This window comes from Oscillospiraceae bacterium (assembly GCA_025757985.1).
In the GTDB taxonomy this organism is placed as follows: domain Bacteria; phylum Bacillota; class Clostridia; order Oscillospirales; family Ruminococcaceae; genus Gemmiger.
In genome coordinates this window covers 2,805,093-2,825,310 of the sequence record CP107210.1, presented here as the reverse complement: position 1 = coordinate 2,825,310, position 20,218 = coordinate 2,805,093, and the positions used below count along the sequence as shown (strand labels likewise).

General features: G+C 60.9%; 21 protein-coding genes and 5 pseudogenes. 13 read left to right on the top strand and 13 right to left on the bottom strand.

Annotation, left to right across the window (positions count from 1 at the left end; genetic code table 11):
• Window positions 1-120 precede the first annotated feature (120 nt).
• From OGM67_13360 to OGM67_13345, 4 genes are all read left to right on the top strand, one after another.
• Window positions 121-294: a hypothetical protein gene (locus tag OGM67_13360; protein UYJ34525.1), complete on the top strand. Its 174-nt coding sequence runs from the start codon at window positions 121-123 to the stop codon at window positions 292-294.
• 3 nt (window positions 295-297) lie between these two features.
• Window positions 298-1,833 (top strand): ATP-binding protein, encoded by a 1,536-nt coding sequence (locus tag OGM67_13355; protein ID UYJ34524.1) that lies wholly within the window; start codon window positions 298-300, stop codon window positions 1,831-1,833.
• 387 nt (window positions 1,834-2,220) lie between these two features.
• Window positions 2,221-2,490: an ACT domain-containing protein gene (locus OGM67_13350; protein ID UYJ34523.1), complete on the top strand. Its 270-nt coding sequence runs from the start codon at window positions 2,221-2,223 to the stop codon at window positions 2,488-2,490.
• A 12-nt stretch (window positions 2,491-2,502) separates the two neighbouring features.
• Window positions 2,503-3,870, top strand: coding sequence for a PFL family protein (locus OGM67_13345; protein ID UYJ34522.1), 1,368 nt, complete (start codon window positions 2,503-2,505; stop codon window positions 3,868-3,870).
• Window positions 3,871-4,139: 269 nt separating this feature from the next.
• On the opposite strand, the gene OGM67_13340 is transcribed toward OGM67_13345, so the two are convergent.
• From OGM67_13340 to OGM67_13330, 3 genes are all read right to left on the bottom strand, one after another.
• Entirely contained in the window at window positions 4,140-4,637 is a 498-nt protein-coding gene (locus OGM67_13340; GenBank protein UYJ34521.1) for a hypothetical protein, read from the bottom strand.
• 130 nt (window positions 4,638-4,767) lie between these two features.
• Complete coding sequence (locus OGM67_13335) at window positions 4,768-5,469, bottom strand: DUF4367 domain-containing protein (protein UYJ34520.1); 702 nt, start codon at window positions 5,467-5,469, stop codon at window positions 4,768-4,770.
• Complete coding sequence (locus tag OGM67_13330; GenBank protein ID UYJ34519.1) at window positions 5,456-5,998, bottom strand: sigma-70 family RNA polymerase sigma factor; 543 nt, start codon at window positions 5,996-5,998, stop codon at window positions 5,456-5,458. Before OGM67_13330 ends, OGM67_13335 begins: the two co-directional genes overlap by 14 nt.
• A gap of 210 nt (window positions 5,999-6,208) precedes the next feature.
• Here OGM67_13330 and OGM67_13325 point away from each other — a divergent pair, with 210 nt between their 5' ends.
• The gene (locus tag OGM67_13325; GenBank protein ID UYJ34518.1) at window positions 6,209-6,418 is read left to right on the top strand and encodes a DUF378 domain-containing protein; all 210 of its coding nucleotides are present in this window, start codon (window positions 6,209-6,211) and stop codon (window positions 6,416-6,418) included.
• Window positions 6,419-6,452: 34 nt separating this feature from the next.
• On the opposite strand, the gene OGM67_13320 is transcribed toward OGM67_13325, so the two are convergent.
• Genes OGM67_13320 through OGM67_13310 form a run of 3 tightly spaced genes read right to left on the bottom strand, consistent with a single transcriptional unit; the run spans window position 6,453 to window position 7,268 of the window.
• The gene (locus tag OGM67_13320; protein ID UYJ34517.1) at window positions 6,453-6,878 is read right to left on the bottom strand and encodes an FtsW/RodA/SpoVE family cell cycle protein; all 426 of its coding nucleotides are present in this window, start codon (window positions 6,876-6,878) and stop codon (window positions 6,453-6,455) included.
• Entirely contained in the window at window positions 6,854-7,069 is a 216-nt protein-coding gene (locus OGM67_13315) for a hypothetical protein (GenBank protein ID UYJ34516.1), read from the bottom strand. The genes OGM67_13320 and OGM67_13315 overlap by 25 nt, the downstream gene beginning before the upstream one ends.
• Before the next feature lie 37 nt (window positions 7,070-7,106).
• Complete coding sequence (locus tag OGM67_13310; GenBank protein ID UYJ34515.1) at window positions 7,107-7,268, bottom strand: hypothetical protein; 162 nt, start codon at window positions 7,266-7,268, stop codon at window positions 7,107-7,109.
• A gap of 164 nt (window positions 7,269-7,432) precedes the next feature.
• On the opposite strand from OGM67_13310, the gene OGM67_13305 reads away from it, so the two are divergent.
• The 6 genes and pseudogenes from OGM67_13305 (at window position 7,433) to upp (ending at window position 10,301) form a co-directional block, all read left to right on the top strand.
• Window positions 7,433-7,582: a hypothetical protein gene (locus OGM67_13305; protein UYJ34514.1), complete on the top strand. Its 150-nt coding sequence runs from the start codon at window positions 7,433-7,435 to the stop codon at window positions 7,580-7,582.
• Window positions 7,583-7,790: 208 nt separating this feature from the next.
• A pseudogene (gene tsaE, locus OGM67_13300) lies at window positions 7,791-8,205 on the top strand (tRNA (adenosine(37)-N6)-threonylcarbamoyltransferase complex ATPase subunit type 1 TsaE).
• A 243-nt stretch (window positions 8,206-8,448) separates the two neighbouring features.
• On the top strand, window positions 8,449-8,679 hold the full coding sequence (locus OGM67_13295; protein ID UYJ34513.1) for a hypothetical protein: 231 nt from the start codon (window positions 8,449-8,451) through the stop codon (window positions 8,677-8,679).
• Window positions 8,680-8,942: 263 nt separating this feature from the next.
• Window positions 8,943-9,161 (top strand): hypothetical protein, encoded by a 219-nt coding sequence (locus tag OGM67_13290; protein ID UYJ34512.1) that lies wholly within the window; start codon window positions 8,943-8,945, stop codon window positions 9,159-9,161.
• A gap of 24 nt (window positions 9,162-9,185) precedes the next feature.
• Window positions 9,186-9,614 (top strand): annotated as a pseudogene (gene rpiB / locus OGM67_13285) (ribose 5-phosphate isomerase B).
• Between the two features lie 57 nt (window positions 9,615-9,671).
• A pseudogene (gene upp, locus OGM67_13280) lies at window positions 9,672-10,301 on the top strand (uracil phosphoribosyltransferase).
• Between the two features lie 538 nt (window positions 10,302-10,839).
• Here upp and OGM67_13275 read toward each other — a convergent pair.
• Complete coding sequence (locus OGM67_13275; GenBank protein UYJ34511.1) at window positions 10,840-11,112, bottom strand: hypothetical protein; 273 nt, start codon at window positions 11,110-11,112, stop codon at window positions 10,840-10,842.
• Window positions 11,113-11,156: 44 nt separating this feature from the next.
• Here OGM67_13275 and OGM67_13270 point away from each other — a divergent pair, with 44 nt between their 5' ends.
• Window positions 11,157-11,495, top strand: coding sequence for a hypothetical protein (locus tag OGM67_13270; protein UYJ34510.1), 339 nt, complete (start codon window positions 11,157-11,159; stop codon window positions 11,493-11,495).
• 105 nt (window positions 11,496-11,600) lie between these two features.
• On the opposite strand, the pseudogene rpsI reads toward OGM67_13270, so the two are convergent.
• The 5 genes and pseudogenes from rpsI to OGM67_13245 form a co-directional block, all read right to left on the bottom strand.
• Window positions 11,601-12,000 (bottom strand): annotated as a pseudogene (gene rpsI / locus OGM67_13265) (30S ribosomal protein S9).
• Between the two features lie 19 nt (window positions 12,001-12,019).
• Entirely contained in the window at window positions 12,020-12,451 is a 432-nt protein-coding gene (gene rplM / locus OGM67_13260; GenBank protein UYJ34509.1) for a 50S ribosomal protein L13, read from the bottom strand.
• Between the two features lie 323 nt (window positions 12,452-12,774).
• Window positions 12,775-12,996, bottom strand: a complete 222-nt coding sequence (locus OGM67_13255; protein ID UYJ34508.1) for an HPr family phosphocarrier protein — start codon at window positions 12,994-12,996, stop codon at window positions 12,775-12,777.
• Between the two features lie 419 nt (window positions 12,997-13,415).
• Window positions 13,416-15,586 (bottom strand): annotated as a pseudogene (locus tag OGM67_13250) (RNA-binding transcriptional accessory protein).
• 196 nt (window positions 15,587-15,782) lie between these two features.
• Window positions 15,783-18,128, bottom strand: a complete 2,346-nt coding sequence (locus OGM67_13245) for a YfhO family protein (protein UYJ34507.1) — start codon at window positions 18,126-18,128, stop codon at window positions 15,783-15,785.
• An 87-nt stretch (window positions 18,129-18,215) separates the two neighbouring features.
• On the opposite strand from OGM67_13245, the gene yfbR reads away from it, so the two are divergent.
• Entirely contained in the window at window positions 18,216-18,818 is a 603-nt protein-coding gene (gene yfbR / locus OGM67_13240) for a 5'-deoxynucleotidase (GenBank protein ID UYJ34506.1), read from the top strand.
• Window positions 18,819-18,936: 118 nt separating this feature from the next.
• Here the strand turns inward: yfbR and dusB are convergent, their stop codons facing one another.
• Complete coding sequence (dusB, locus tag OGM67_13235) at window positions 18,937-19,911, bottom strand: tRNA dihydrouridine synthase DusB (GenBank protein UYJ34505.1); 975 nt, start codon at window positions 19,909-19,911, stop codon at window positions 18,937-18,939.
• Between the last annotated feature and the right edge of the window lie 307 nt (window positions 19,912-20,218).

The following is a 20,218-nucleotide window of genomic DNA, read 5'->3' as shown; positions in this document are numbered from 1 at the left end:
CGCTGGGACCGCTACACTGCCCGGTTCACGCTGGTGGGCGGCGGCGGAACGGACTTCCGCCCCGCGTTTGCCCGCATTGCCGCGCTGCGCCGCGAGGGGTCGCTGCGCGACCTGCAGGGCGTGCTTTACTTTACCGACGGCAAGGGCATCTACCCGGCCAAGCGCCCGCCGTTTGAGGTTGCTTTTCTGTTTTTGGAGGACGGCACCCCGCCGCCCGATGTGCCCCCCTGGGCCATGCGCCTGGTTTTGCAGCCGGAGGAGTTTACCCCCGACACCGACCCGAAAGGACGATGAACTATGGATATTCAACGCGCCAAAGAGGAAATCAAACGCGCCGTGCAGGCGTATCTGGCAGCGGATGACATCGGCCGCCCGCTGATACCGCCCGTGCGGCAGCGCCCTATACTGCTGATGGGCCCGCCGGGTGTCGGCAAGACCCAGATCATGGAGCAGATCGCGCAGGAGTGCGATATTGCGCTGGTGGCTTACACCATCACCCACCACACGCGGCAGAGCGCTGTCGGCCTGCCCTTTATCCGGGAGCGGAATTTCGGCGGCAAGACCCGCAGCGTGACCGAGTACACGATGAGCGAGATCATCGCCAGCGTGTACGCTGCGATGGAGCGCACCGGCAAGCAGCACGGCATCCTGTTTATTGATGAGATCAACTGCGTCAGCGAGACGCTGGCCCCCACAATGCTGCAGTTCCTGCAGTGCAAGACCTTCGGCAATCAGGCCGTGCCGGAGGGGTGGGTCATCGTGGCCGCCGGCAACCCGCCGGAGTACAACAAGAGCGTGCGGGAGTTTGACCTTGTAACGCTCGACCGTGTGCGGCGCATCGACATTGAGCCGAAGCTGAGCGTCTGGCAGGACTATGCCCGCGCCCACCGGCTGCACCCCGCCGTGACCGCCTATCTGGAGCTGCGCCCCCAGCACTTTTACAAGATCGAGACCGATGTGGACGGCGTGCAGTTCGTGACCGCGCGCGGCTGGGAGGATCTTTCTGCCTATCTGCAGGCAGCCGACACGCTGGGGCTGCCCGTGGACGAGGGCGTGATCGCCCAATACCTGCGCCACCCCGAGGTATCGCGGGATTTTGCCGCCTACTGGGTGCTGTACCGCAAGTATCATCAGGACTACGGTGTCGAGGATATTCTGCAGGGCAAGCCGTTTGACGCCGTGGTTGCCCGCGCGATGGATGCCGGCTTCGATGAGCGCATCAGTCTGGTAAGCCTGCTGCTGGCGGGGCTGAACACCCGCTTTGCCGCCGCACGCGCCGCAGGTGCCGTAACAGACGCCTGCTACCAGCAGCTGCGCAGCTTTAAGCGGGCGCTGGGCCAGCAGGCCGAGGCGGACCCCGCCGACCTGTTTGCCGAGCAGCGCGACCGCTACCGCGAGCGGCTGGAGGCCGACAAGCGTGCCGGCAGCCTGCTGCCCGATGAGGCTGCCGCCCGCACCCGCACCGCTGCCCTGCTGACAGCGTGGGGCCACCAGCTTGACAACGGGCTGGACCCGGACGATGCGTTCGACACGGTGCGCAGCGGCTTCAACAGTCAGGTGCAGCGCCGCGAGGAGGCTGTTTCCGCCGCCGCGAACGCGCTGGAATTTGCCTTTGACTTTATGGAGCAGGCGTTCGAGGACGGGCAGGAGATGGTCGTCTTTGTCAACGAGCTGGCTCTTGGCCCCGACTCGGCCCCGTTTTTGGCCGAGAACGACTGCGAGCGCTTTGAGCAGTACAGCCAAAAGCTGCTTTTGCAGGGCGGCGAGGACGAGCTGCTGGCCGAGCTGCAGCGGGACGATGTACGCGCCGGGGAACATTCGGCGGAGTTTTGACATTTCCGACGCCCTGTAGGGGCCGGGCATGCCCGGCCCGCGCGTGAAAGGCAAGCGGTCGCCCGCCGTACAGTTGCGGGCCGCACATGTGCGGCCCCTACAAAGCGGCAGCTTGTTGACTGTTCGCCTAAAAGCCGCGGACATAACCGCCGCCGTCAGGTCCCGCGGGCGGATATGGAATCCGCCCCTACGGAACTACGGTAGGGGGCGGCGTCCCCGACGCCCCGCAGGCAGCTGCCCGCTCAAAAAGTATTACTTTTCGTTATATTCTTTACTCCTACTGCAAACTTTGTTATAATAACTCTAATCCGGTTGAACACTGGGGCGGGGCGTCGAGGACGCCGCCCCCTGCATCCCTGCCGGACAGTATTCAGAGGGGGTCATATTATGAAAGCTGTTATCACCGTTATCGGCCGGGACACCGTGGGTGTCGTTGCCAAAGTCAGCGCGGTCTGCGCCGAACTGAACATCAACATCGAGGATGTCTCCCAGTCCATCATGCAGGATATGTTCTGCATGATCATGCTGGTGGACCTGAGCAAGGCCACTGCCGAGGCCGCCGCTGTGCGCGACCGCTTTACTGCGCTGGGCAAGGAGATGGGTATGCAGGTCACTGTGACCCGTCAGGAAGTCTTTGACGCCATGCACACGATTTAAGGGGGCTGCGCTATGAGGATCATCAACAGCCGCGACATTATGGAAACGATCGAGATGCTCACCGCCGAGAATCTCGATGTCCGCACCGTCACGATGGGTATCAGCCTGCTGGACTGCATCGACCCGGACCCTGACAAGGCATGTGAGAAGATCTACAACAAGATCACCCGCTTGGCGGGCAATCTCGTCCCTGTTGTGAACGGCATCAGCGAGGAGTACGGCATCCCCATCGTCAACAAGCGCATCAGCGTAACGCCCATTGCCATGCTGCTGGGCGCCGCGCCCGACGCCGACCCTGTGCAGTACGCCAAAACGCTGGACCGCGCAGCCAAGGCTGTGGGGGTCAACTTCATCGGCGGCTTCGGCGCGCTGGTGCATAAGGGCTTTTCTGCGGGCGACAAGCGGCTGATTGCCGCAATCCCCCGCGCGCTGGCAGAGACCGATATTGTATGCTCCAGCGTCAATATTGGCTCCACCAAGTCCGGCATCAACATGGACGCCGTCAAACTGATGGGCGAGGTCGTGCGCGAGACCGCCGAGCTGACGAAGGACAACATGTGCATGGGCGATGCCAAGCTGGTCGTCTTCTGCAATGCGCCCGAGGACAACCCGTTTATGGCGGGCGCGTTCCACGGCGCGGGCGAGCCGGACTGCGAGATCCATGTCGGCGTTTCCGGCCCGGGTGCCGTGCGCGCCGCGCTGGCCAAGCTGCCGAAGGACGCCCCGATGGACGAGGTAGCCGAGCTGGTCAAGCGCACCGCCTTCAAGATCACCCGTCTGGGCCAGCTGGTGGCAAGCCTTGCCAGCGAGCGGCTGGGTGTGCCGGCCGGTATCATTGACCTGTCGCTGGCACCCACGCCCGCCATCGGCGACAGCGTGGCGAACATTCTGGAGGAGATGGGCCTTGAAAGCTGCGGCTGCTGCGGCACCACGGCATGCCTGGCCCTGCTGAACGATGCCGTCAAGAAGGGCGGCGTCATGGCGTCCAACCATGTAGGCGGCCTGTCCGGCGCGTTCATCCCCGTGTCGGAGGATGACGGCATGATCAACGCCGCCAACTGCGGCAGCCTGACGCTGGAAAAGCTCGAAGCCATGACGGCCGTCTGCTCGGTCGGCATCGACATGGTGGTCATCCCCGGCGACACGAGCGCCGAGGTCATCAGCGGCCTGATTGCGGATGAGGCCGCCATCGGCATGGTGAACAGCAAGACCACTGCTGTGCGCGTTATCCCCGCCATCGGCCACAAGGCCGGCGATGTGCTGGACTTCGGCGGTCTGCTGGGTCACGCGCCCATCATGCCGATCAGCCAGTACAGCCCTGCGGTCATGATCCACCGCGGCGGCCGCATCCCCGCCCCGATGCAGGCGCTGAAGAACTAATTGCAATACAAACACCGCCCATGCCGGGATTGGCATGGGCGGTGCTTTTTTGTGTACTCGGAGGGGGCAAGCTCCCTACAAAATGTCGTTCACGGGTGCTCTGTAGGGAGCGGTCTTGACCGCTCCGGGGAAGTTTCCGGCTGCCGCAGGGTGCCACGGGACGCATATGCGTCCCCTACAAACCGTCCGTTCACGGCATACTGTAGGGGCGGCATATATGCCGCCCGGCAACATTGCGGCAGACGCCCGTTCAAAATTCACCGCCCGTTTCAGCCGCAATCTTCAATGCCCAGCCGTTCTACCAGCCCGCCTGTCGTCCCTTCGTCCAGCTCGCGTTCCAGCTGCGCTTTAAAGGCCGCCTTGTCCAACTGCAATGTGTCAAGGTAATCCGCCCGCGCGGCAAATTTCCCCGCACCCAACTGAAAATTTTTGTACCGCTCAGCGTTAATTTTCTGCAGTACGGCCATAGCTTCCCCAGCGGTGTTGACAAACTCGTCGGCGGTGCGGGCGTCGTTCAGGGCTTTGCGCTCGGGGGCATCGGCAAAGTCCGCCGCGAACCACGCTTTCAGCTGGCGCGCCGTCAAGCCCTGCGCCTGCGTTTCTTGCCAGACGTAGGCTTTGTAGTCGGCTGTGTCTGGCACCTCGATGCCGTATTCCGCCACCGCACGGTCGACAATGCGGTCGCACTGCCACTGTGTACACGGCGCGCGCCAAACCGCAACGCCCAACACCGCCGCAAGACACACCCCTGCAAGGATCTTCTTCATATGCGCTTCACGCTCCCTTCTGCCTGTACAACGCAACTGCCCGGTTTTGTGTGACAGGATTTTATTGCTTTCTCTCTTTTTACCAAAAAAACAAAGGGCGTTTTGTCAAAAACAGACAAACGCCCTTTGCTCAGTTTATATTCTCTGCCACACGCTGTAATTCTTCACGTAACACATTTCCTACCACCGTACACGCAACACCATCTTGCTCCCAAAAAAGATAATAAGTTGTCGAACCGTCAAAGTTTGAACTTGTCCCCAACGTTGCGGGCTTGTCGTTGACGGTTGTTTCAGTGTAGACCGTGTGTTCGTTGTCCATGATCTCCTCCGACGCAACTGGTCCGATGGCATAGCAACTCACGATGTAATTCTGCCCATTTTCGGCATCGTACCCATGGAAAAACATTTCCGGCGTGTCGATATACTGCACCTCGTCCAGTACAAAGCCCGGCGGCGTGTAGCGGTCAGTGAACCCCTCCGGCAAAGCTGTCAGCGTATCGCCATCCGTCTCATAAGTCAGGTGCATTTCGGTCGGCAGCCATTGTATAACGGCTGTGTAAATTGCGTGGCGCAGTTCGGCGTTTGCGGCAAAAACGCCCGCCGCAAGCAGCGCTGTCACCAGCAAAACCATCACAAGCCGCTTGCGCATATGGCTGTGCCGTGTCTGCCTTTTCAGGGCGGCGTACAAGCGCGCGTCCCAGCGCGACGTATCGGGGTACTTCCGTTTCAGTTCCGCCGGGGATGGTGTCTGCGCTAGTTCATGGTCGATCTCGGCGCGCAACGCCATTTCCAGAGCCGCGTCGAAGAAAATTTTTGTTTCATTTGTTTCCATCGTGCAGTTCCTTCCACAAAATTTTCCGCCCACGCACAAGGCGCTGACGCACGGTGCTTTCCGTTAAACACAGCGCTGACGCGATTTCACTGTTCGTATAGCCAAGCGCCTTCAACTGCAATGGTGCTTTGTAAATTGGCGCAAGTTTTTCCAGCAGTGCTGTCAACTGCGCAGCGCTCTCCGCGTCAATGACAGCGTCCTCCGGCAGCGGAGCATTATCCGCAACGGTGTCAAGTGCTGTATCTTCTTCGCCTACGGTCTCCTGCTGCGCACGCAGCAGGTCAATGGCGCGGCTTTTGGCGCAGATGGCAAGATACGCCGCCATTTTATGTGCATCATCCCGATAGACCCGTGTAAAATTTTTCGCCAGCTGCAAGAAAACCTCCTGCAACACATCCTCAGCTAAATAGCTGTCCTGCACGACCTTGTACGCCGTGTGATATACCAGCCGCTTACAACGCTCATATACTTGGGTAAACAGCTCTTCGTCAGAGCTGTTTTCCAGTGCTTCCAGATAAAGCCCCAGCATCTCGGCCCCACCTTCCTTTATGTCGATTATACACGTCCTGTGCTTGCTTTTGCAAGACGCACCACCCGGCAGTTTCTACGGAGGGCATGTCGCCTTGCGGGGCGACGGGGACGCCCCCCTACAAAGGCATACGGCGAATTTGCGATAACGGGGGATGTGCATAACTTTCCCGTTATCCGCACATACTCTCCCACAGAGGAGGGATCATCCATGTCTTGTTTTAAAAAGGTTTTGCTGCTGCTTGCCATCATCGGCGGCATCAACTGGGGCATTTACGGCATCTGGGGTTTCAACGCCGTGGGCTGGCTGCTGGGCGGCAGTATGAGCTGGCTGTCCCGCACAGTGTTCATCGTTGTCGGCGCAGCGGCACTCTGCCTTATCCCCGGTTTGTTCGCGCCTGACCCCAAAGCTGCTGAATAACACAAAAGCGGGTGCCGCACAGCACCCGCTTTACTTATATGATCCGCTGCATATCCAGATCCAGCTTGCTGCGCCTTGTGTTCATGCCCACGCTCAGCACAATGCCGATGCAGAGATACATCATGACAACGCTCGACCCGCCTGCCGAGAAGAACGGCAGCGTCACGCCGATGACCGGCAGCACCTGTAAATTCATGCCAAGATTGATGACGCACTGCATAAACAGCGCCGCAAAGATGCCGACACAGATATTGCAGCCAGCGCATCGGGGCAGCGCAGCCCGGGTCTGCAGCGTGCGCAGGCAGAGCGCCAGCAGCAGCACCAGCACCGCCGCCGCGCCGAGGAACCCCAGCACATTGGCAAGATACGCAAAGATAAAATCGTTCCATGCGTTCGGCACAAAGATATGCTCGCCGGAGAACAGCCCCTGCCCCGTCAGCCCGCCGGTGCCAATGGCCATTGCACCCTTGTTCTGCTGGTAGGTGATGTCCGCCAGCGCGGGATCGTCCGCGTCAGCACCGCCAGAATCCGCTTGAACTGGTAACCCTTTAAAAGCCCGGGGCGCAGCGCCAGCAGCGCCGCACCGCCCACGATGCCCGCCGCCAGCCCGCCGGCCGCCAGCCAGTGGGACAGCCCGCCCGCATACAGCATAATAAACCCGATGCCCAGAAATACCAGCGCCGTGCCGTCATCCCCCCTGTATGTGGATGGCCGCAGCGGGCAGCAGTATGTGCAGCAGCACAAGCAGCAGGTTCCGCGGCCGGTTCACCTGCCCGCGCACCCTGCTCAAATGCAGCGCCAGCGTCAGGATAAAGCTGATTTTCGCCAGCTCGGCGGGCTGAAAGGTCATGCCGCCCACACGGTACCAGCTGTAGTTGGAGGTGCCGCCCGCGTCGTAGCCCGACCGTCAGAAGCCCGGTGTTGACATTGTGCAGAAAGAGGGTGGGCAGCACCAGCCCCCACGCCACCACGCCATGCAGCGGCCAGGCCCGCGCCAGCGCATGGTAGTCTGCCGTGGAAAAGACAGCGGCAAGCATCATCCCCAGCAGGCTGGCAATAAGCTGGACCGAGGCCTTGTTGTTGGAGCCCAAGCTGCGTCTGGCCGATGGACATCAGCACCACAACGCTGAGCACCGAGCAGGCCGCACAGAGCAGCAAGCATAAACAAATCTACCCGGCGCAGATACCGGCGTATAAGCGGATACATAGGCGGCCTCCCTCCCCTGCAGATACTTTGTAACTGTAAGTATTATACCGCATCGCGGCAGATCTTGCCAAGTTACAGATTAAATTTTACAAATCGGGATTTCTGTACTATAATATATATGAGTGCGGCCATCGCTTTATTCGGCCGCAGACAGGGAGCGTACCTATGCAGGAATTTGTGACCCATTCGCGGGAGGAAACCGTTGCCGCCGGCCGCGCGCTTGCCGGGGACACTGCCCCCGGGCGCGCTGATCGCGTTCACCGGCGGCTGGGGCGCGGGCAAAACCGCGTTCTGTCAGGGCATTGCCGAGGGGCTTGGCTGCACCGACCCGGTGTCCAGCCCGACCTTTGCCATCGTCAACTATTACCGCGGCCCGCGGCCCTTCGCGCATTTTGACCTCTACCGCATCCATACCGAGAATGATCTGGCCGCCGCCGGGTTCTATGACTACCTTGACATGGGTGCCGTGGTCGCCTGCGAGTGGAGCGAGAACTGCGCCGAGCTGCTGGCGCTGGAAAATCCCATCAAGATCCACATTGAACGGGTGGACGAAACGACGCGGAAGATTACGATACAATAAAGGCTTCCCCCGAGGGGCTGCGCCCGCAGGCGCGTGTCGGAGTGCAACCGCCGTAGGCGGCACTTGGCACGGAGACTGAAGCTGTCACCGAAGGTGACGGATGAGGGCGGAGCTTGCCTCTGTAGCCCATTTACGGGCAATCCCGGCGCACTCGCCCCTCATCCGCCCTCGGGCGGGGCCTCGGGCACCTTCCCCCAAGGGGGAAGGCTTTATACTCTATTACATTTTTAAACAGGTGATCCTATGAATATCCTAGCTGTAGATACCGCTGGCAAAACAGCGGCCGTGGCCGTGCTGCGGGATGACACCCTGCTGTATGAGGCACAGTGCAACAACGGCCTGACCCACAGCGAGACGCTGCTGCCGATGATCGACACGGCGCTGAAAGCCAGCGGCCTGACGATGGACGAACTGGATGTGCTGGGCGTCACGAACGGCCCCCGGCAGCTTTACCGGACTGCGCATCGGGGCTGACCGTCATCAAGGGGCTGGCACTGCCGCGTCAGCTGCCCTGCGCAGGGGTGTCCACCATGGCCGCACTGGCCTGGGGCCTTGCGGGCGAGGGGACGGTCATCGGCGCGCAGGACGCCCGCCGCCGGGCAGGTCTATTGGGGGCGCGTTTGACCTTGCAAGCCACCGCCGCCTGACCGAGGGACGCCGCCGCACCGGTCACAGAGCTGGAAAATTTTGTCCAAAGCTGTAAAAAACCGCTCTTTTTTGTTGGCGATGGCGCAACTTTGTGTTACAATACATATAAGAGTGTTCCGGGCGTGGTCATGCACGCCCCCCTGCCCTGCAGGTTTTTGCGGGGTGCGGGCGTGGCGCTGGCCGCCAAGGCCCTTTGGGAGAACGGCGAATGTGTGCCGCCTGCGGCGCTGCTGCCGGACTACCACCGGCTGAGTCAGGCCGAGCGTGAGCGCGCGGAACGGGAAAAAACAAAAGGGGCATCAGAATGAAATTTGACAAACCGATCGCACTGGCTGCCGACCCACGGCGGCTATGAGCTGAAAGAGGCCATCAAGGCCCATCTGGACGAGCTGGGCATCGGCCTATACGGATTTCGGCACCGACTCCACCGCCAGCGTGGACTACCCTGACTATGCCGTCAAGGGCTGCCGGGCCGTGCAGGACGGCAGCTGTGCGCTGGCGATCCTCTGCTGCGGCACCGGCGTGGGCATCTCGATGTGTGCCAATAAGATGAAGGGCATCCGCGCATGCTGCTGCAGCGATACCTTCAGCGCGGAGCTGACCCCGCCGCCACAACAATGCCAACGCCCTGTGCATGGGCGGGCCGCGTTGTGGGCGCAGGCCTTGCCTGCAAGATCGTGGACGCCTTCCTGAACGCTGAGTTTGAGGGCGGCCGCCACCAGACGCGCATCGACAAGATGATGGCGCTGGAGAACCTCTAAGTTTCACATTGCCTGCCCTGCAGGCTGAATAATTTTGAATTGCAAGGAGATCCTACCATGAGCGTTGTTGAAATTGTTGACCATCCCCTGATCCAGCACAAATCAGCCTGCTGCGTGACCGCAACACCGGCACCAAGGAGTTCCGTGATCTGGTAAGCGAGGATTGCGATGCTGCTCTGCTATGAGGCCACCCGCGACCTGCCGACCGAGGAGGTCGAGGTCGAAACTCCCGTGGCGCTGGCCCGCACCAAGGTTCTGGCCGGCCCGCAAGCTGGCGCTGGTCCCCATCCTGCGCGCCGGTCTCGGCATGGTGGACGGCATGCTGAACCTGATTCCCGCTGCCAAGGTCGGCCACATCGGCATGTACCGCAACGAGGAGACGCTGGTGCCGGTCGAGTACTACTGCAAGCTGCCCAGCGACATCAATGAGCGCGAGGTCTTTGTTCTGGACCCGATGCTGGCCACCGGCGCAGCGCCTGCGACGCCATCGGGCCAGATCAAGAAGCGCGGTGCCAAGCACATCAAGTTCATCGGTCTGGTCGCTGCCCGCAGGGTCTGAAGGCTCTGCATGAGGCCCACCCCGATGTGGACATCTATGTCGGCGCACTGGACGAGAAGCTGAACGAGAACGGCTACATCGTCCCCGGTCTGGGCGATGCCGGTGACCGTATCTTCGGCACGAAGTAAGATCGTACAAAAACAGGGTCGTGAACCGCAACGGTTCACGACCCTGTTTTTTTGTCTGATGCTTTTATCTGCCGACCACCGTGTCGGCCTCCAAAATCGCATCGTTCTGCTCCTTGTACTTGGCGGCGGTCTCCTCATCGAGCAGATAGACCGTGACCGGGATGACCGCGCTTGCGACCGACTCATCGTAGGTCTCATAGTACAGGTCAACGAAGGCCTGCCCTGCAGCATGGCGGTGCCGGTGTCCGCCGCGTAGGCGTAGCCGTAGACAAAGCGGCCGTCATCGCTGGTGATGTACATCAGCGAGCCATAGGGAATGACGGCAGGGTTGACTGCGACCGTGCCGTAGGTCAGGCGGCGGCCGCTGGCCCCCTTGGCCGTGGCGGACGCCGAATAGCCTGTCGAGCGCTGCCCCGTGTAGACCTCGGCAACGCCCTCTGCCGGGGCGCCGTCCACGATCTCGGGGCCGACAAACGGCGACACCGGCGCCTGCTCGCCGTAGATCTTCTGCACGGTAGGCACCATGCCGATCTGCGTCTCACGGCCGGTCTCCTCGGTGCCGGGTCCATGCACCGTCCACCCAGGTTTCCCGGTATTGACTACGGTGTCCCAGACCGTCACTGCCCTGCTGCACGGTGACGGTATTCTCCGGCTGACGGTAGAACAGGCTGGAGGGGATCTCCTCCAGCTCGGTGGGGATGACCTCGTTCTCTGCGTGTAGTCCACATAGCTGACCCGCTGCAGCGTCAGGGTCTCTCCCTCGGGGACCTGCTCCCCCGGCGCGCAGCTGAGGATATCGTCCTCCGTCCATGTCAGCCCCGGCCTGCGCCAGCAGCTCTGCCGCCGTTGCGCCGGGTGGTAATGATCTCCTGCGTGGTGCCGTCCGCCCGTGACCGGCACGGTGTAGGCGCGCAGGATGTCAAGCCGGGTGCCGTCATCCGTCTGGGACCAGATCGCCTTGTCATTCTCGCCCAGCGGCGGCGTTTCCGCCTGCCGCAGCACAGTGGCAAGGTCGGTGGCCGCTGTCAGGATGCGCACACGGCCGCCGTGGGTGTCGGTGACCGTCGTGAAATGCAGCGCCGACCCGGTAAACCCGATCGAGAGCGCCAGCGCCGCACCACCGCCCAGCAACGCCCCCCATTTGGGGACGAGCAGCGCCGCCGCGCGGAGGATATGCTCTTTGGTTTTCAGTGATAAAGCCATAGAAACTCCTTGCAGAATCACACAAAAAGTGCCGACCCGGCCAGCGGATCGGCACCATAAATGCTGGGGTAAAAGCTTTTGCTGCGCAGCAAGAAATCAGCGCTTGCTGAACTGGGGAGCGCGGCGGGCAGCCTTCAGACCGTACTTCTTACGTTCCTTCATACGAGGATCGCGGGTCAGGAAGCCAGCCTTCTTCAGGGTGGAGACGCAGCTCAGGGTTGAACTGCAGCAGGGCACGGGACAGGCCGTGGCGGATAGCGCCAGCCTGGCCTGCGCAGCCGCCGCCAACCACGTTGACGACGACATCGAACTTGCCCTCGTTCTCGGTCAGGACCAGGGGGCTGTTAGCGAGCAGCTTCAGGGTCTCCAGACCGAAGTAATCGTTGATGTCACGACCGTTGATGGTCATTTTGCCGGTGCCGTTGTAAACGCGAACGCGGGCAACGGAATGCTTACGACGGCCGGTGCCGTAGAAATAAGGTTTGGTTTCGTACATCTTCTATTGCACTCCTCACTCAAATCTCAACAGCTTCGGGCTTCTGAGCAGCATGGGCATGGTCAGCAGCCTTGTAGCAGTGCAGGCGGGTCATAGCCTTGGCGCCGATGGTGTTAGAGGGGATCATGCCCTTGACAGCGTAGGTCATGGCCTTGTCGCTGTTCTCAGCCATCAGGGTCTTGTACTGGGTCTCCTTCAGGCCGCCGATCCAGCCGGAATGAGTGCGATGGAACTTCTTCTCCAGCTTCTTGCCGGTCAGGACAGCCTCATCGCAGTTGATGATGATGACATTGTCACCGCAGTCAACATTGGGGGTGAAAGTGGTCTTGTTCTTGCCGCGCAGGATGACAGCAGCCTTGGCAGCAACGCGGCCGAGGGGCTTGCCGGCGGCGTCGATCACATACCACTTGCGGTCAGCCATTTCAGCGGGCTTAGCGAGAGTCGTGCTCATAGTAGGAACCTCCATTGAGAAATTAACACGTCCGTCTTGTAACGGTATTTAACAGCGCCCGGCGGGGCGCTTTTTCGCGCAAGTGTGATTATAGCAGAAAAGCCGTGCAGAGTCAACGGTTTTTGGCAAGAATTTTAATTTATTCCGTGCTTACTCTCAAATACTCTTAAATGCTCTTGTTTTCTCTCGTTTTCAAAGTTCCTATTTCAGAAAATTTTACGCAGCGGCGTGATGCGCTCCTTGCCTTCCCCCGCGGGGGAAGCCTTTTTGCACCAACAAAAAACCGCCCTGCGGCGTTTTGCTGCAGGGCGGTTGGTTTGCTTTTACTGCTTGATCGCATTGACGATGCGATTCAGGTCATGCTCGTCCTCGCAGACGATCTTGACGGGGTGGCTGTAATCCAGGCTCATCATGCCCAGAATGCTCTTGGCATCGGCGATGCTGCCCTTCATGTCATGCACGCCGACATCGTTATAGCACTTGGCGGCAGCAGACACGATTCCCTTGACCTCAGTAAAATTGGAAACCTTGACTTGTTTCACCATAATAAATGACCTCCGAAATAATCCCACGCAATCTGCCGCATCTTCAGCACCGGTGTCCGGGGCGGAACCGGGCGTGCAGCCCTGCGGTAAGGAGGTGAGCCACCATGCTCTATCCGCTCCTTACATTGTGCATTATAGCACAATTATGTGCCGTTTCTTTGTTCACAATGCACAAATCCGATTTTTTCCATTTCCTGCACAAAAGAGAAAATCCTTCATTTTGGCTTTTGGTCAGAATGACAGCTTTTGGCTGGGTCGGGGGTCGTTTGTTCACACCATTTATGTTTTTAAAGTTGTTTTTTTATGTTTTTTGAAAGTATTTGTCGTTTTTCGATGCCATTGTATGACATGTCCCTCAAAAATTCATACCCCGTGTAAATTCGCGTGCAACAATTGTATATGTTCGTGCCGGTTTAGTATCAGTTTTGCTGCGGCACACCCTTCATGGTCAGGGCAATGCGCTTTTTGCCGGTATCCACGCTCAGCACCTTGACGCGCACGATGTCGCCCACCTTGAGCAGCTCGCGCGGGTGCTTGATGAATTTATCACTGATCTGGGACACATGGACGAGGCCGTCCTGATGCACGCCGAGATCGACAAAGGCACCGAAGTCGATGACATTGCGCACGGTGCCGGTCAGCTCCATGCCGGGCTTGAGGTCGTCCAGCCCCATGACATCGCTGCGCAGCAGCGGCTTGGGCAGGCTGTCGCGGACATCGCGGCCCGGCTTGCAGAGCTCGGCCACAATGTCGTTCAGGGTCGGCTCGCCCACGCCCAGCAGCGCACAGAGGGTCCCGGCGCCCTTGGCCTTGACGGCGCCGGGCAGCCCCGCCAGCCGGTCAGTGCCGATCTCAGCGGCCGTGTAGCCGCAGGCGTCCAGCAGCGCCTTGGCGGCCGCGTAGCTTTCGGGGTGGACGGCGGTCGCATCCAGACGGTTCTTTGCCTCAGGCAGCCGCAGGAAGCCCGCGCACTGCTCATACGCCTTGGGGCCGAGGCCCTTGACCTTTTTCAGCTGCGCGCGGGAGGTGAACGCCCCCTCCTCCTCACGCCATGCCACGATGTTTTTGGCCGTGGCCGCGCTGACGCCCGCCACGCGGCGCAGCAGCGGCGCAGAGGCGGTGTTCAGGTCCACGCCGACACTGTTCACGCAGTCCTCGACCACGCCGTCCAGCGTCTCGTTCAGCCGTTTCTGGGGCATGTCGTGCTGGTACTGGCCGACGCCGACCGCCTTGGGGTCGATCTTGACCAGCTCGGCCAGCGGGTCCTGCAGGCGGCGGGCAATCGACACGGCGCTGCGCAGGTTGACATCATACTGCGGGAACTCCTCAGCGGCCAGCTTGGACGCCGAATAGACCGAGGCACCGGCCTCGCTGACGACCATATACTGCAGGTGCAGGTTCTTTTCCTCGGCCAGCTCGCGGATGACCTCGGCGGCAAATTCTTCCGTCTCGTGGCCGGCCGTGCCGTTGCCGATGGCCATGACCTCGACACCGTTCTTCAAAACCATCGCCTTGATGGTCTTTTTTGCCTGATCCACCCGCTTGAACTCAGGCACAGGGTAGACGACATTCGTGTCCAGCACCTTGCCGGTGGGGTCAACGACCGCCACCTTGCAGCCCATGCGGTAGCCGGGGTCCAGCCCCATGACCGTTTTGCCGCGGATGGGCGGCTGCAGCAGCAGCTGGCGCAGGTTGTCGCCAAAGACCTTGATCGCACCCTCAGCGGCGGCGGCCGACAGCTCGCTGCGCAGCTCGTTTTCAAGGCTGGGGTGGATCAGGCGGCTGTAGGCATCGCGGGCGGCGGCATCCACAACCGCCGCGCTGGCACCGCCGGTCTTTTTGCGGGCAAACATCCAGCTGACAATGCCCGCTGCGCGCTCGGCATCGACCTGAATGCCGACCTTCAAAAGCCCTCGCGCTCACCGCGGTCCAGTGCCAGCACACGGTGACCGGGGATCTTGTTCAGCGGCTCGGCAAAGTCGTAATACTGGGCGTAGACGCTGTCCTCGTCCTTGGCCTTGGCGCTGGCGATGCGGCCAAACGCGCGGTAGTAGCGGCGCAGCTCGGCGCGGCAGGCAGCATCATCGGAGACAGCCTCGGCAATGATGTCCTGCGCACCCGCCAGCGCGGCGGCGGCATCGGGCACCTCCTCGTTCAGGTAGTCGGCAGCGGCCTTTTCGGGGTCGAACGCGGCGTCCTGCTTCAAAATCGCATCGGCCAGCGGCTGCAGGCCGCGCGCCTTGGCAATGCTGGCGCGGGTCTTGCGCTTGGGCTTGTAGGGGCGGTAAAGATCCTCGACCTCGGCCAGCGTTTTTGCCTTGGTCAGGGCAGCGGTCAGCTCGGGCGTCATGGCACCCTGCTCGGTGATGGAGGAGGTGACCTCGTCCTTGCGCTTATCAAGGCCGCGCAGATATTCCAGACGGTCGCCCAGATCGCGCAGCACCTGATCGTCCATCGAGCCGGTGGCCTCCTTGCGGTAGCGGGCGATGAACGGAATGGTATTGCCCTGATCGATCAGCTCGATCGCGCCCTGCACATTTTTGACGCTCAGGTTCAGTTCTTGTGCTAATTGTTCAGCATGGTTTGGCATGGGTGGGTTCCTCTCTTGTCAGGTTTAAAATATATCTATTATCACGCTTTTATTTTGCTCTGTAGGGAGGGGTCTTGACCCCTCCGTTGAAACTTGGCGGCTACCGCCGCACTGCCCGGAGCGGTCAAGACCGCTCCCTACAAATCGCACCGTAAGGTTCAGTGCTATGAAAAAGCGGCAAAGTCCCTCTGGCAGCTTACGCCTGCTGCCGCTTTGCCCTCTTTCTCAAAATCAGCAGGTATATTCCATGCGCCGCGATCCCCGCCACACTCACAATGGCCGATACCTTCAGCCCCGGCGTATGGTAGGTAAATTCTATCTCATTTTCCCCGGCAGGCACATACACGGCCATCATGCCGTTATCGACCTTTTCGATGGCGGCTGGCTCGCCGTTGACAGCGGCGGTGAAGCCATCGTCATAGGGCACGCTGAAAAACACCAGCGCATCGGTATCATAGGCGGTTTTGGCGGTAAAGCCGGTTCTTGTGGCGGTAAACTCCGCCACGGCGGCCGCGCGGCGGTCGGCACAGTCGGCGGCGTAGGCCTCCTCGCTGCGGCGGGTCAGTTCCGCATCGGGCAGGGGGCGCAGCAGGCTGCCGAAGGCCGAGATCTGATCCTCATCCAGCAGCAGGGCGCGGCAAAGGATCTGGGCGCGCTCCTCCTCCCCCACCCGCTCCAGCTGGTCGGCGGTCACATAGTAGTCATAGGTAAAGCCCATCGGCACCCAGTTTTCATTCTCATAAATCAGATAGGCGTCTGTTTCGGCGTATTTTGTCCAGCCGGGCAGGGCCTGTTTCTCCCAGTCGCTCACCTTGTCACGGGCGGTCAGCGTGTAGCGCACGCTGAGCAGGCCACGCAGCGCGTAGTTGGCAGCGTCCGGCTTGGAATTGACATCGCGCTTGACGCCCACAGCGGGGTAAAACTCCATGATGCTCGGGGCTACGGTCGAGTTGAAGAACTGCAGGCAGCTGCGGTCGAACCACAGCCCCAGATTGTTGTGCGCGCCGTAGGCATCGATCCGGTAGAAGGCATCGTCCGGCAGGGCGGCCGCGACTGCATCGGCGGAGTCGTATGTCTCGGCAATAAGGCTGCCGTCCACATCCCACTGGGCGTATTTCGTCAGGGAGAGATGCAGCGAGCCGTACACAAGGCTGAAGCCCAGCACACCGGCCAGCAGGACCCGGCTCCACTGCCGCTTGCGGCGGCAGAAATGCCAGAGCAGCCCAAAAAGGACGATGCCCAGCACCGTCACGCCGAACAGCGCCCAGAACCGGGCAGGCTCCTCCAGCACGCCAAGGCAGAAATTTCCGTCACTGTCCTTGTTGGGCAGCACGGCAAAGACCGCCGCCGTCAGCGTGATGAAGGTCGTCAGCCCAAAGGCGCGCGGCAGGCTGCGCTCGGCCAGGGGCGGGCGGGAGAGCAGGCAGCAGGTAGCGCCGCACAGCACAAGGATCGGCATATAGTACCAACGGGCGTAAAAGCTGGAATTAAGGGCGTAGAACGCGCTGTTCAGCACCGGCACAAAGGCGCAGACCACGCAGACCTTCAAAATACGGGTGAAGGGGTGGCGGTCCTGCGTGCGGCAGAAGGCCAGCCCGCCCGCAGCGCCCACCAGCGGCAGATAGGCCGTCAGGCTTGTATGCTTGAGGATGCCCTCCTGAAACATATCCTTGAAATAGGGCGCGTCCGGCATCAGAAAGGGGCTGTAAAAAATAGCCCCGTACTGCTGGGATTTGCCGTAGAACAGGTAGCCGTACCCAGTAAACGGGTCGATGGTGCGCGGGTTCTGCAAAAGCGAAAGCCCGGCGGGCAGCAGCAGCAGACAGCCGCACGCGCAGCCGAGCGCTGTCTCCCACGCAAGGGCGGCAAAGCGGCGCAGGCCGATCCTGTACCGCCGCCCTGCGACCATACAGAAAAAATAGATGATGAGGAACACCGCCTGCCCGGCAAAGAAGAAATAGTTGTTGAGCAGGTTGAGCGCGACCCAGAACGGGAAGCGCCCCTTTTTGCCGTCGATGGCGGCGTCATCCAGCGCAGCCAGCAAATAGGGAAAGAGCGCCACAACATCCAGAAAGTGGTTGAAGAAGATGTTGTAGATGCTGAACCCCGAAAACGCATACAGGCAGCCGGCCAGCATCGACCAGCCTTCCTCCCGCACCCAGCGGCGCGCCCAGAGGTAGGCACCGCCGCCGGCCACCGCCATTTTCAGGCAGAGCAGCGGCACCATCGCCCACGGCATAAGCCGCGCAGGCACCGCCAGCGACAGCCAGAAAAACGGGCTGCCTAAAAGATAGAACGAGTAGGAGTTTACAAACCCGCTGCCCAGATCGGTAGCCCAGCTGAAGGTGCCGCCCTGCTTGACAAAGGCGTTGGCGTACTGGTAAAAGTTGATCTGCTGGTCGTTAAAGTCCCCTGCATAGTGGAAATACCCGCCGCCCGCAGCCGCATCTATGATGCAGTGCGGCAAAAACAGCAGCACCGCCGTTAAAAAGCAGAGCGCGAACACCCGCCAGTAATTCGATTTTGTATCAGATTTTTTCATAGTACCCTTTATGGGGCCTCACATTTCAAAAAGTTGTGGTATACTGAAAGCAACCCCAGTATACCACAAACCGGAGGTCAAGTGAAGATGAAAACCTATCCGTTCAGTGCGCTGTTCAGCCGCATGAAATACATTACACGGTGGAGCCTGATGCGCAGCACCCGGGCCGAATCGCTGAGCGAGCATACCGCCGATACGGCGATGCTGGCGCACACGCTCTGCCTGATCGGCAAAAGCTGCACCGGCACCGGCGCAGCCCTGCGGCCCGAGGTTGTGGCCACGGCGGCTGTCTACCACGATGCGCCGGAGATTCTGACCGGCGACATGCCCACGCCCGTCAAGTACAAAAACGATGCTCTGCGCACTGCCTACAAGGCAGTGGAGCATGAGAGCGCCCGCGTTATGGCCAGCCTGCAGCCTGCTGAGCTGCAGGCCGAGACGCAGGCCTGGCTGACCGGCAGCGTGCTGAACGATGCCGAGCGCAAGATCCTGAAGGCGGCAGACCGGCTGTCGGCCATCATCAAGTGCATTGAGGAGGGCCGCGGCGGCAACCGCGAGTTTGAGGCCGCCCGCACCCAGCAGATGGACGCCCTGCACGCCATGAACTGCCCCGAAGCAGAATATTTTATCGCGCACATGCTGCCCTGCTATGAGCAGAATCTGGACGAATTGACAAGAGGACGGTTCTGACTGCCTGCGGGGCGTCAGGCACGCCGCCCCCCTACAAGATGGTTTGTAGGGGAGGCATTCATGCCTCCCGGGCCGTTTGCGGCAGCGGGAACACGCACGGGAGGGATGAATCCCTCCCCTACTGTAATTTATACACCGCATCGATCAATGTGTCTACATCGGTAAAATGCTCCAGCATCGAGCAGTAGCGCCGCAGGGCGGCGGCCCCGCGCAGCCCCTTCATATAGTGCATGGCCTGGCTGCGGGCCTGCGGCATGGCGGCCCACTCGCCTTTTTCCTCGCACATTTCATAGATCTGCGCGCGCAGGGTGCTCATGCGCTGGTTCAGCGTCGGCTCGGGCGGGCGCTCCTCGCCCAGAATCGCCGCGCGGACCTGCTCAAACAGCCATGGGTCGCCCAGCGCGCCGCGGCCGATCATAACGCCGTCACAGCCTGTCTCTTTTAATAAGGTGAGCGCACCGTCGGCGGTGGTCACATCACCGTTGGCCAGCACCGGAACGGACACTGCCTGCTTGACAGCCGCGATCGCCGCCGTGTCGATGGGCGGGATATACATCTGCTCCCGCGTGCGGCCGTGTACGGCGATGAGATCCGCACCGTTTGCCTCGACCTGCTTTGCAACCTCCACGCCGGTCAGGTGGTCGGCGTCCCAGCCGATGCGCATCTTGACGGTCAGCGGGGTATCCTCGCCCAGCGCCCGGCGGGCGGCGGCAACCATCTGCCCGCAGAGCGGCGGGTCCAGCAGCAGCCTGCTGCCCGCGCCGCCGCCGGTGATCTTGGGCGCCGGGCAGCCCATATTGATGTCGAGCATATCAAACCGGACGCCCTTTTCCCGGACAAAGAGTATCGCCTTTTCCAGTGTTTCCGGCTCTGCGCCGAAAAGCTGGATGGCATACAGGCCGTGGGGGTGCTTGTCCTGCAAAAGCTCCAGAGATTTGCGGTCGCCGAAGTTCAGCGCCTTGGCGCTTGCCATCTCGCTGACGGTCCAGGCCGCGCCGTGGTCCGCCATTAAATGGCGGCACGCCGCATCGGTCAGCCCCGCCATCGGTGCAAAAACCGCACCTGCGGGGATTTGTAGGTTGCGTAGCTGCATAAAAATATGCCCTTTCTATAAAAATCGCGTTGTAGGGGCGGGGCTCTGCTCCGCCCGTGCAGAGTTGCGGCAAGGCTAAATCTTCGGGCGCATATGGAATGCGCCCCTACGGGTGTAGGGGGCGGCGTCCTCGACGCCCCGCTGACGTTCCCACCGCAACCCGTTCACGGGTTATCACAGCAAGTTCGCCCCTCATCCGGCGCTTCGCGCCACCTTCCCCCTAGGGGGAAGGCTTTTTTGTAATCTATTCTACCATATTTTCCGCAAATGTGGTATACTGAAATGTAGATTGTCTGTAAGGAGAATA

What these genes read in the sequence shown, in the direction of transcription:
- OGM67_13310 (UYJ34515.1), bottom strand. Translation starts at nt 7,268, where the DNA reads ATGACCTTTCAGCCCGCCGAGCTGGCGAAAATCAGCTTTATCCTGACG.
- OGM67_13340 (UYJ34521.1), bottom strand. Translation starts at nt 4,637, where the DNA reads ATGAAGAAGATCCTTGCAGGGGTGTGTCTTGCGGCGGTGTTGGGCGTT.
- yfbR (UYJ34506.1), top strand. Translation starts at nt 18,216, where the DNA reads ATGAAAACCTATCCGTTCAGTGCGCTGTTCAGCCGCATGAAATACATT.
- OGM67_13325 (UYJ34518.1), top strand. Translation starts at nt 6,209, where the DNA reads ATGTCTTGTTTTAAAAAGGTTTTGCTGCTGCTTGCCATCATCGGCGGC.
- OGM67_13255 (UYJ34508.1), bottom strand. Translation starts at nt 12,996, where the DNA reads ATGGTGAAACAAGTCAAGGTTTCCAATTTTACTGAGGTCAAGGGAATC.
- OGM67_13350 (UYJ34523.1), top strand. Translation starts at nt 2,221, where the DNA reads ATGAAAGCTGTTATCACCGTTATCGGCCGGGACACCGTGGGTGTCGTT.
- OGM67_13295 (UYJ34513.1), top strand. Translation starts at nt 8,449, where the DNA reads ATGAATATCCTAGCTGTAGATACCGCTGGCAAAACAGCGGCCGTGGCC.
- OGM67_13275 (UYJ34511.1), bottom strand. Translation starts at nt 11,112, where the DNA reads ATGGACGGAGGACGATATCCTCAGCTGCGCGCCGGGGGAGCAGGTCCC.
- OGM67_13330 (UYJ34519.1), bottom strand. Translation starts at nt 5,998, where the DNA reads ATGCTGGGGCTTTATCTGGAAGCACTGGAAAACAGCTCTGACGAAGAG.
- dusB (UYJ34505.1), bottom strand. Translation starts at nt 19,911, where the DNA reads ATGCAGCTACGCAACCTACAAATCCCCGCAGGTGCGGTTTTTGCACCG.
- OGM67_13345 (UYJ34522.1), top strand. Translation starts at nt 2,503, where the DNA reads ATGAGGATCATCAACAGCCGCGACATTATGGAAACGATCGAGATGCTC.
- rplM (UYJ34509.1), bottom strand. Translation starts at nt 12,451, where the DNA reads ATGAGCACGACTCTCGCTAAGCCCGCTGAAATGGCTGACCGCAAGTGG.
- OGM67_13315 (UYJ34516.1), bottom strand. Translation starts at nt 7,069, where the DNA reads ATGCTGTATGCGGGCGGGCTGTCCCACTGGCTGGCGGCCGGCGGGCTG.
- OGM67_13245 (UYJ34507.1), bottom strand. Translation starts at nt 18,128, where the DNA reads ATGAAAAAATCTGATACAAAATCGAATTACTGGCGGGTGTTCGCGCTC.
- OGM67_13320 (UYJ34517.1), bottom strand. Translation starts at nt 6,878, where the DNA reads ATGGCCATTGGCACCGGCGGGCTGACGGGGCAGGGGCTGTTCTCCGGC.
- OGM67_13355 (UYJ34524.1), top strand. Translation starts at nt 298, where the DNA reads ATGGATATTCAACGCGCCAAAGAGGAAATCAAACGCGCCGTGCAGGCG.
- OGM67_13335 (UYJ34520.1), bottom strand. Translation starts at nt 5,469, where the DNA reads ATGGAAACAAATGAAACAAAAATTTTCTTCGACGCGGCTCTGGAAATG.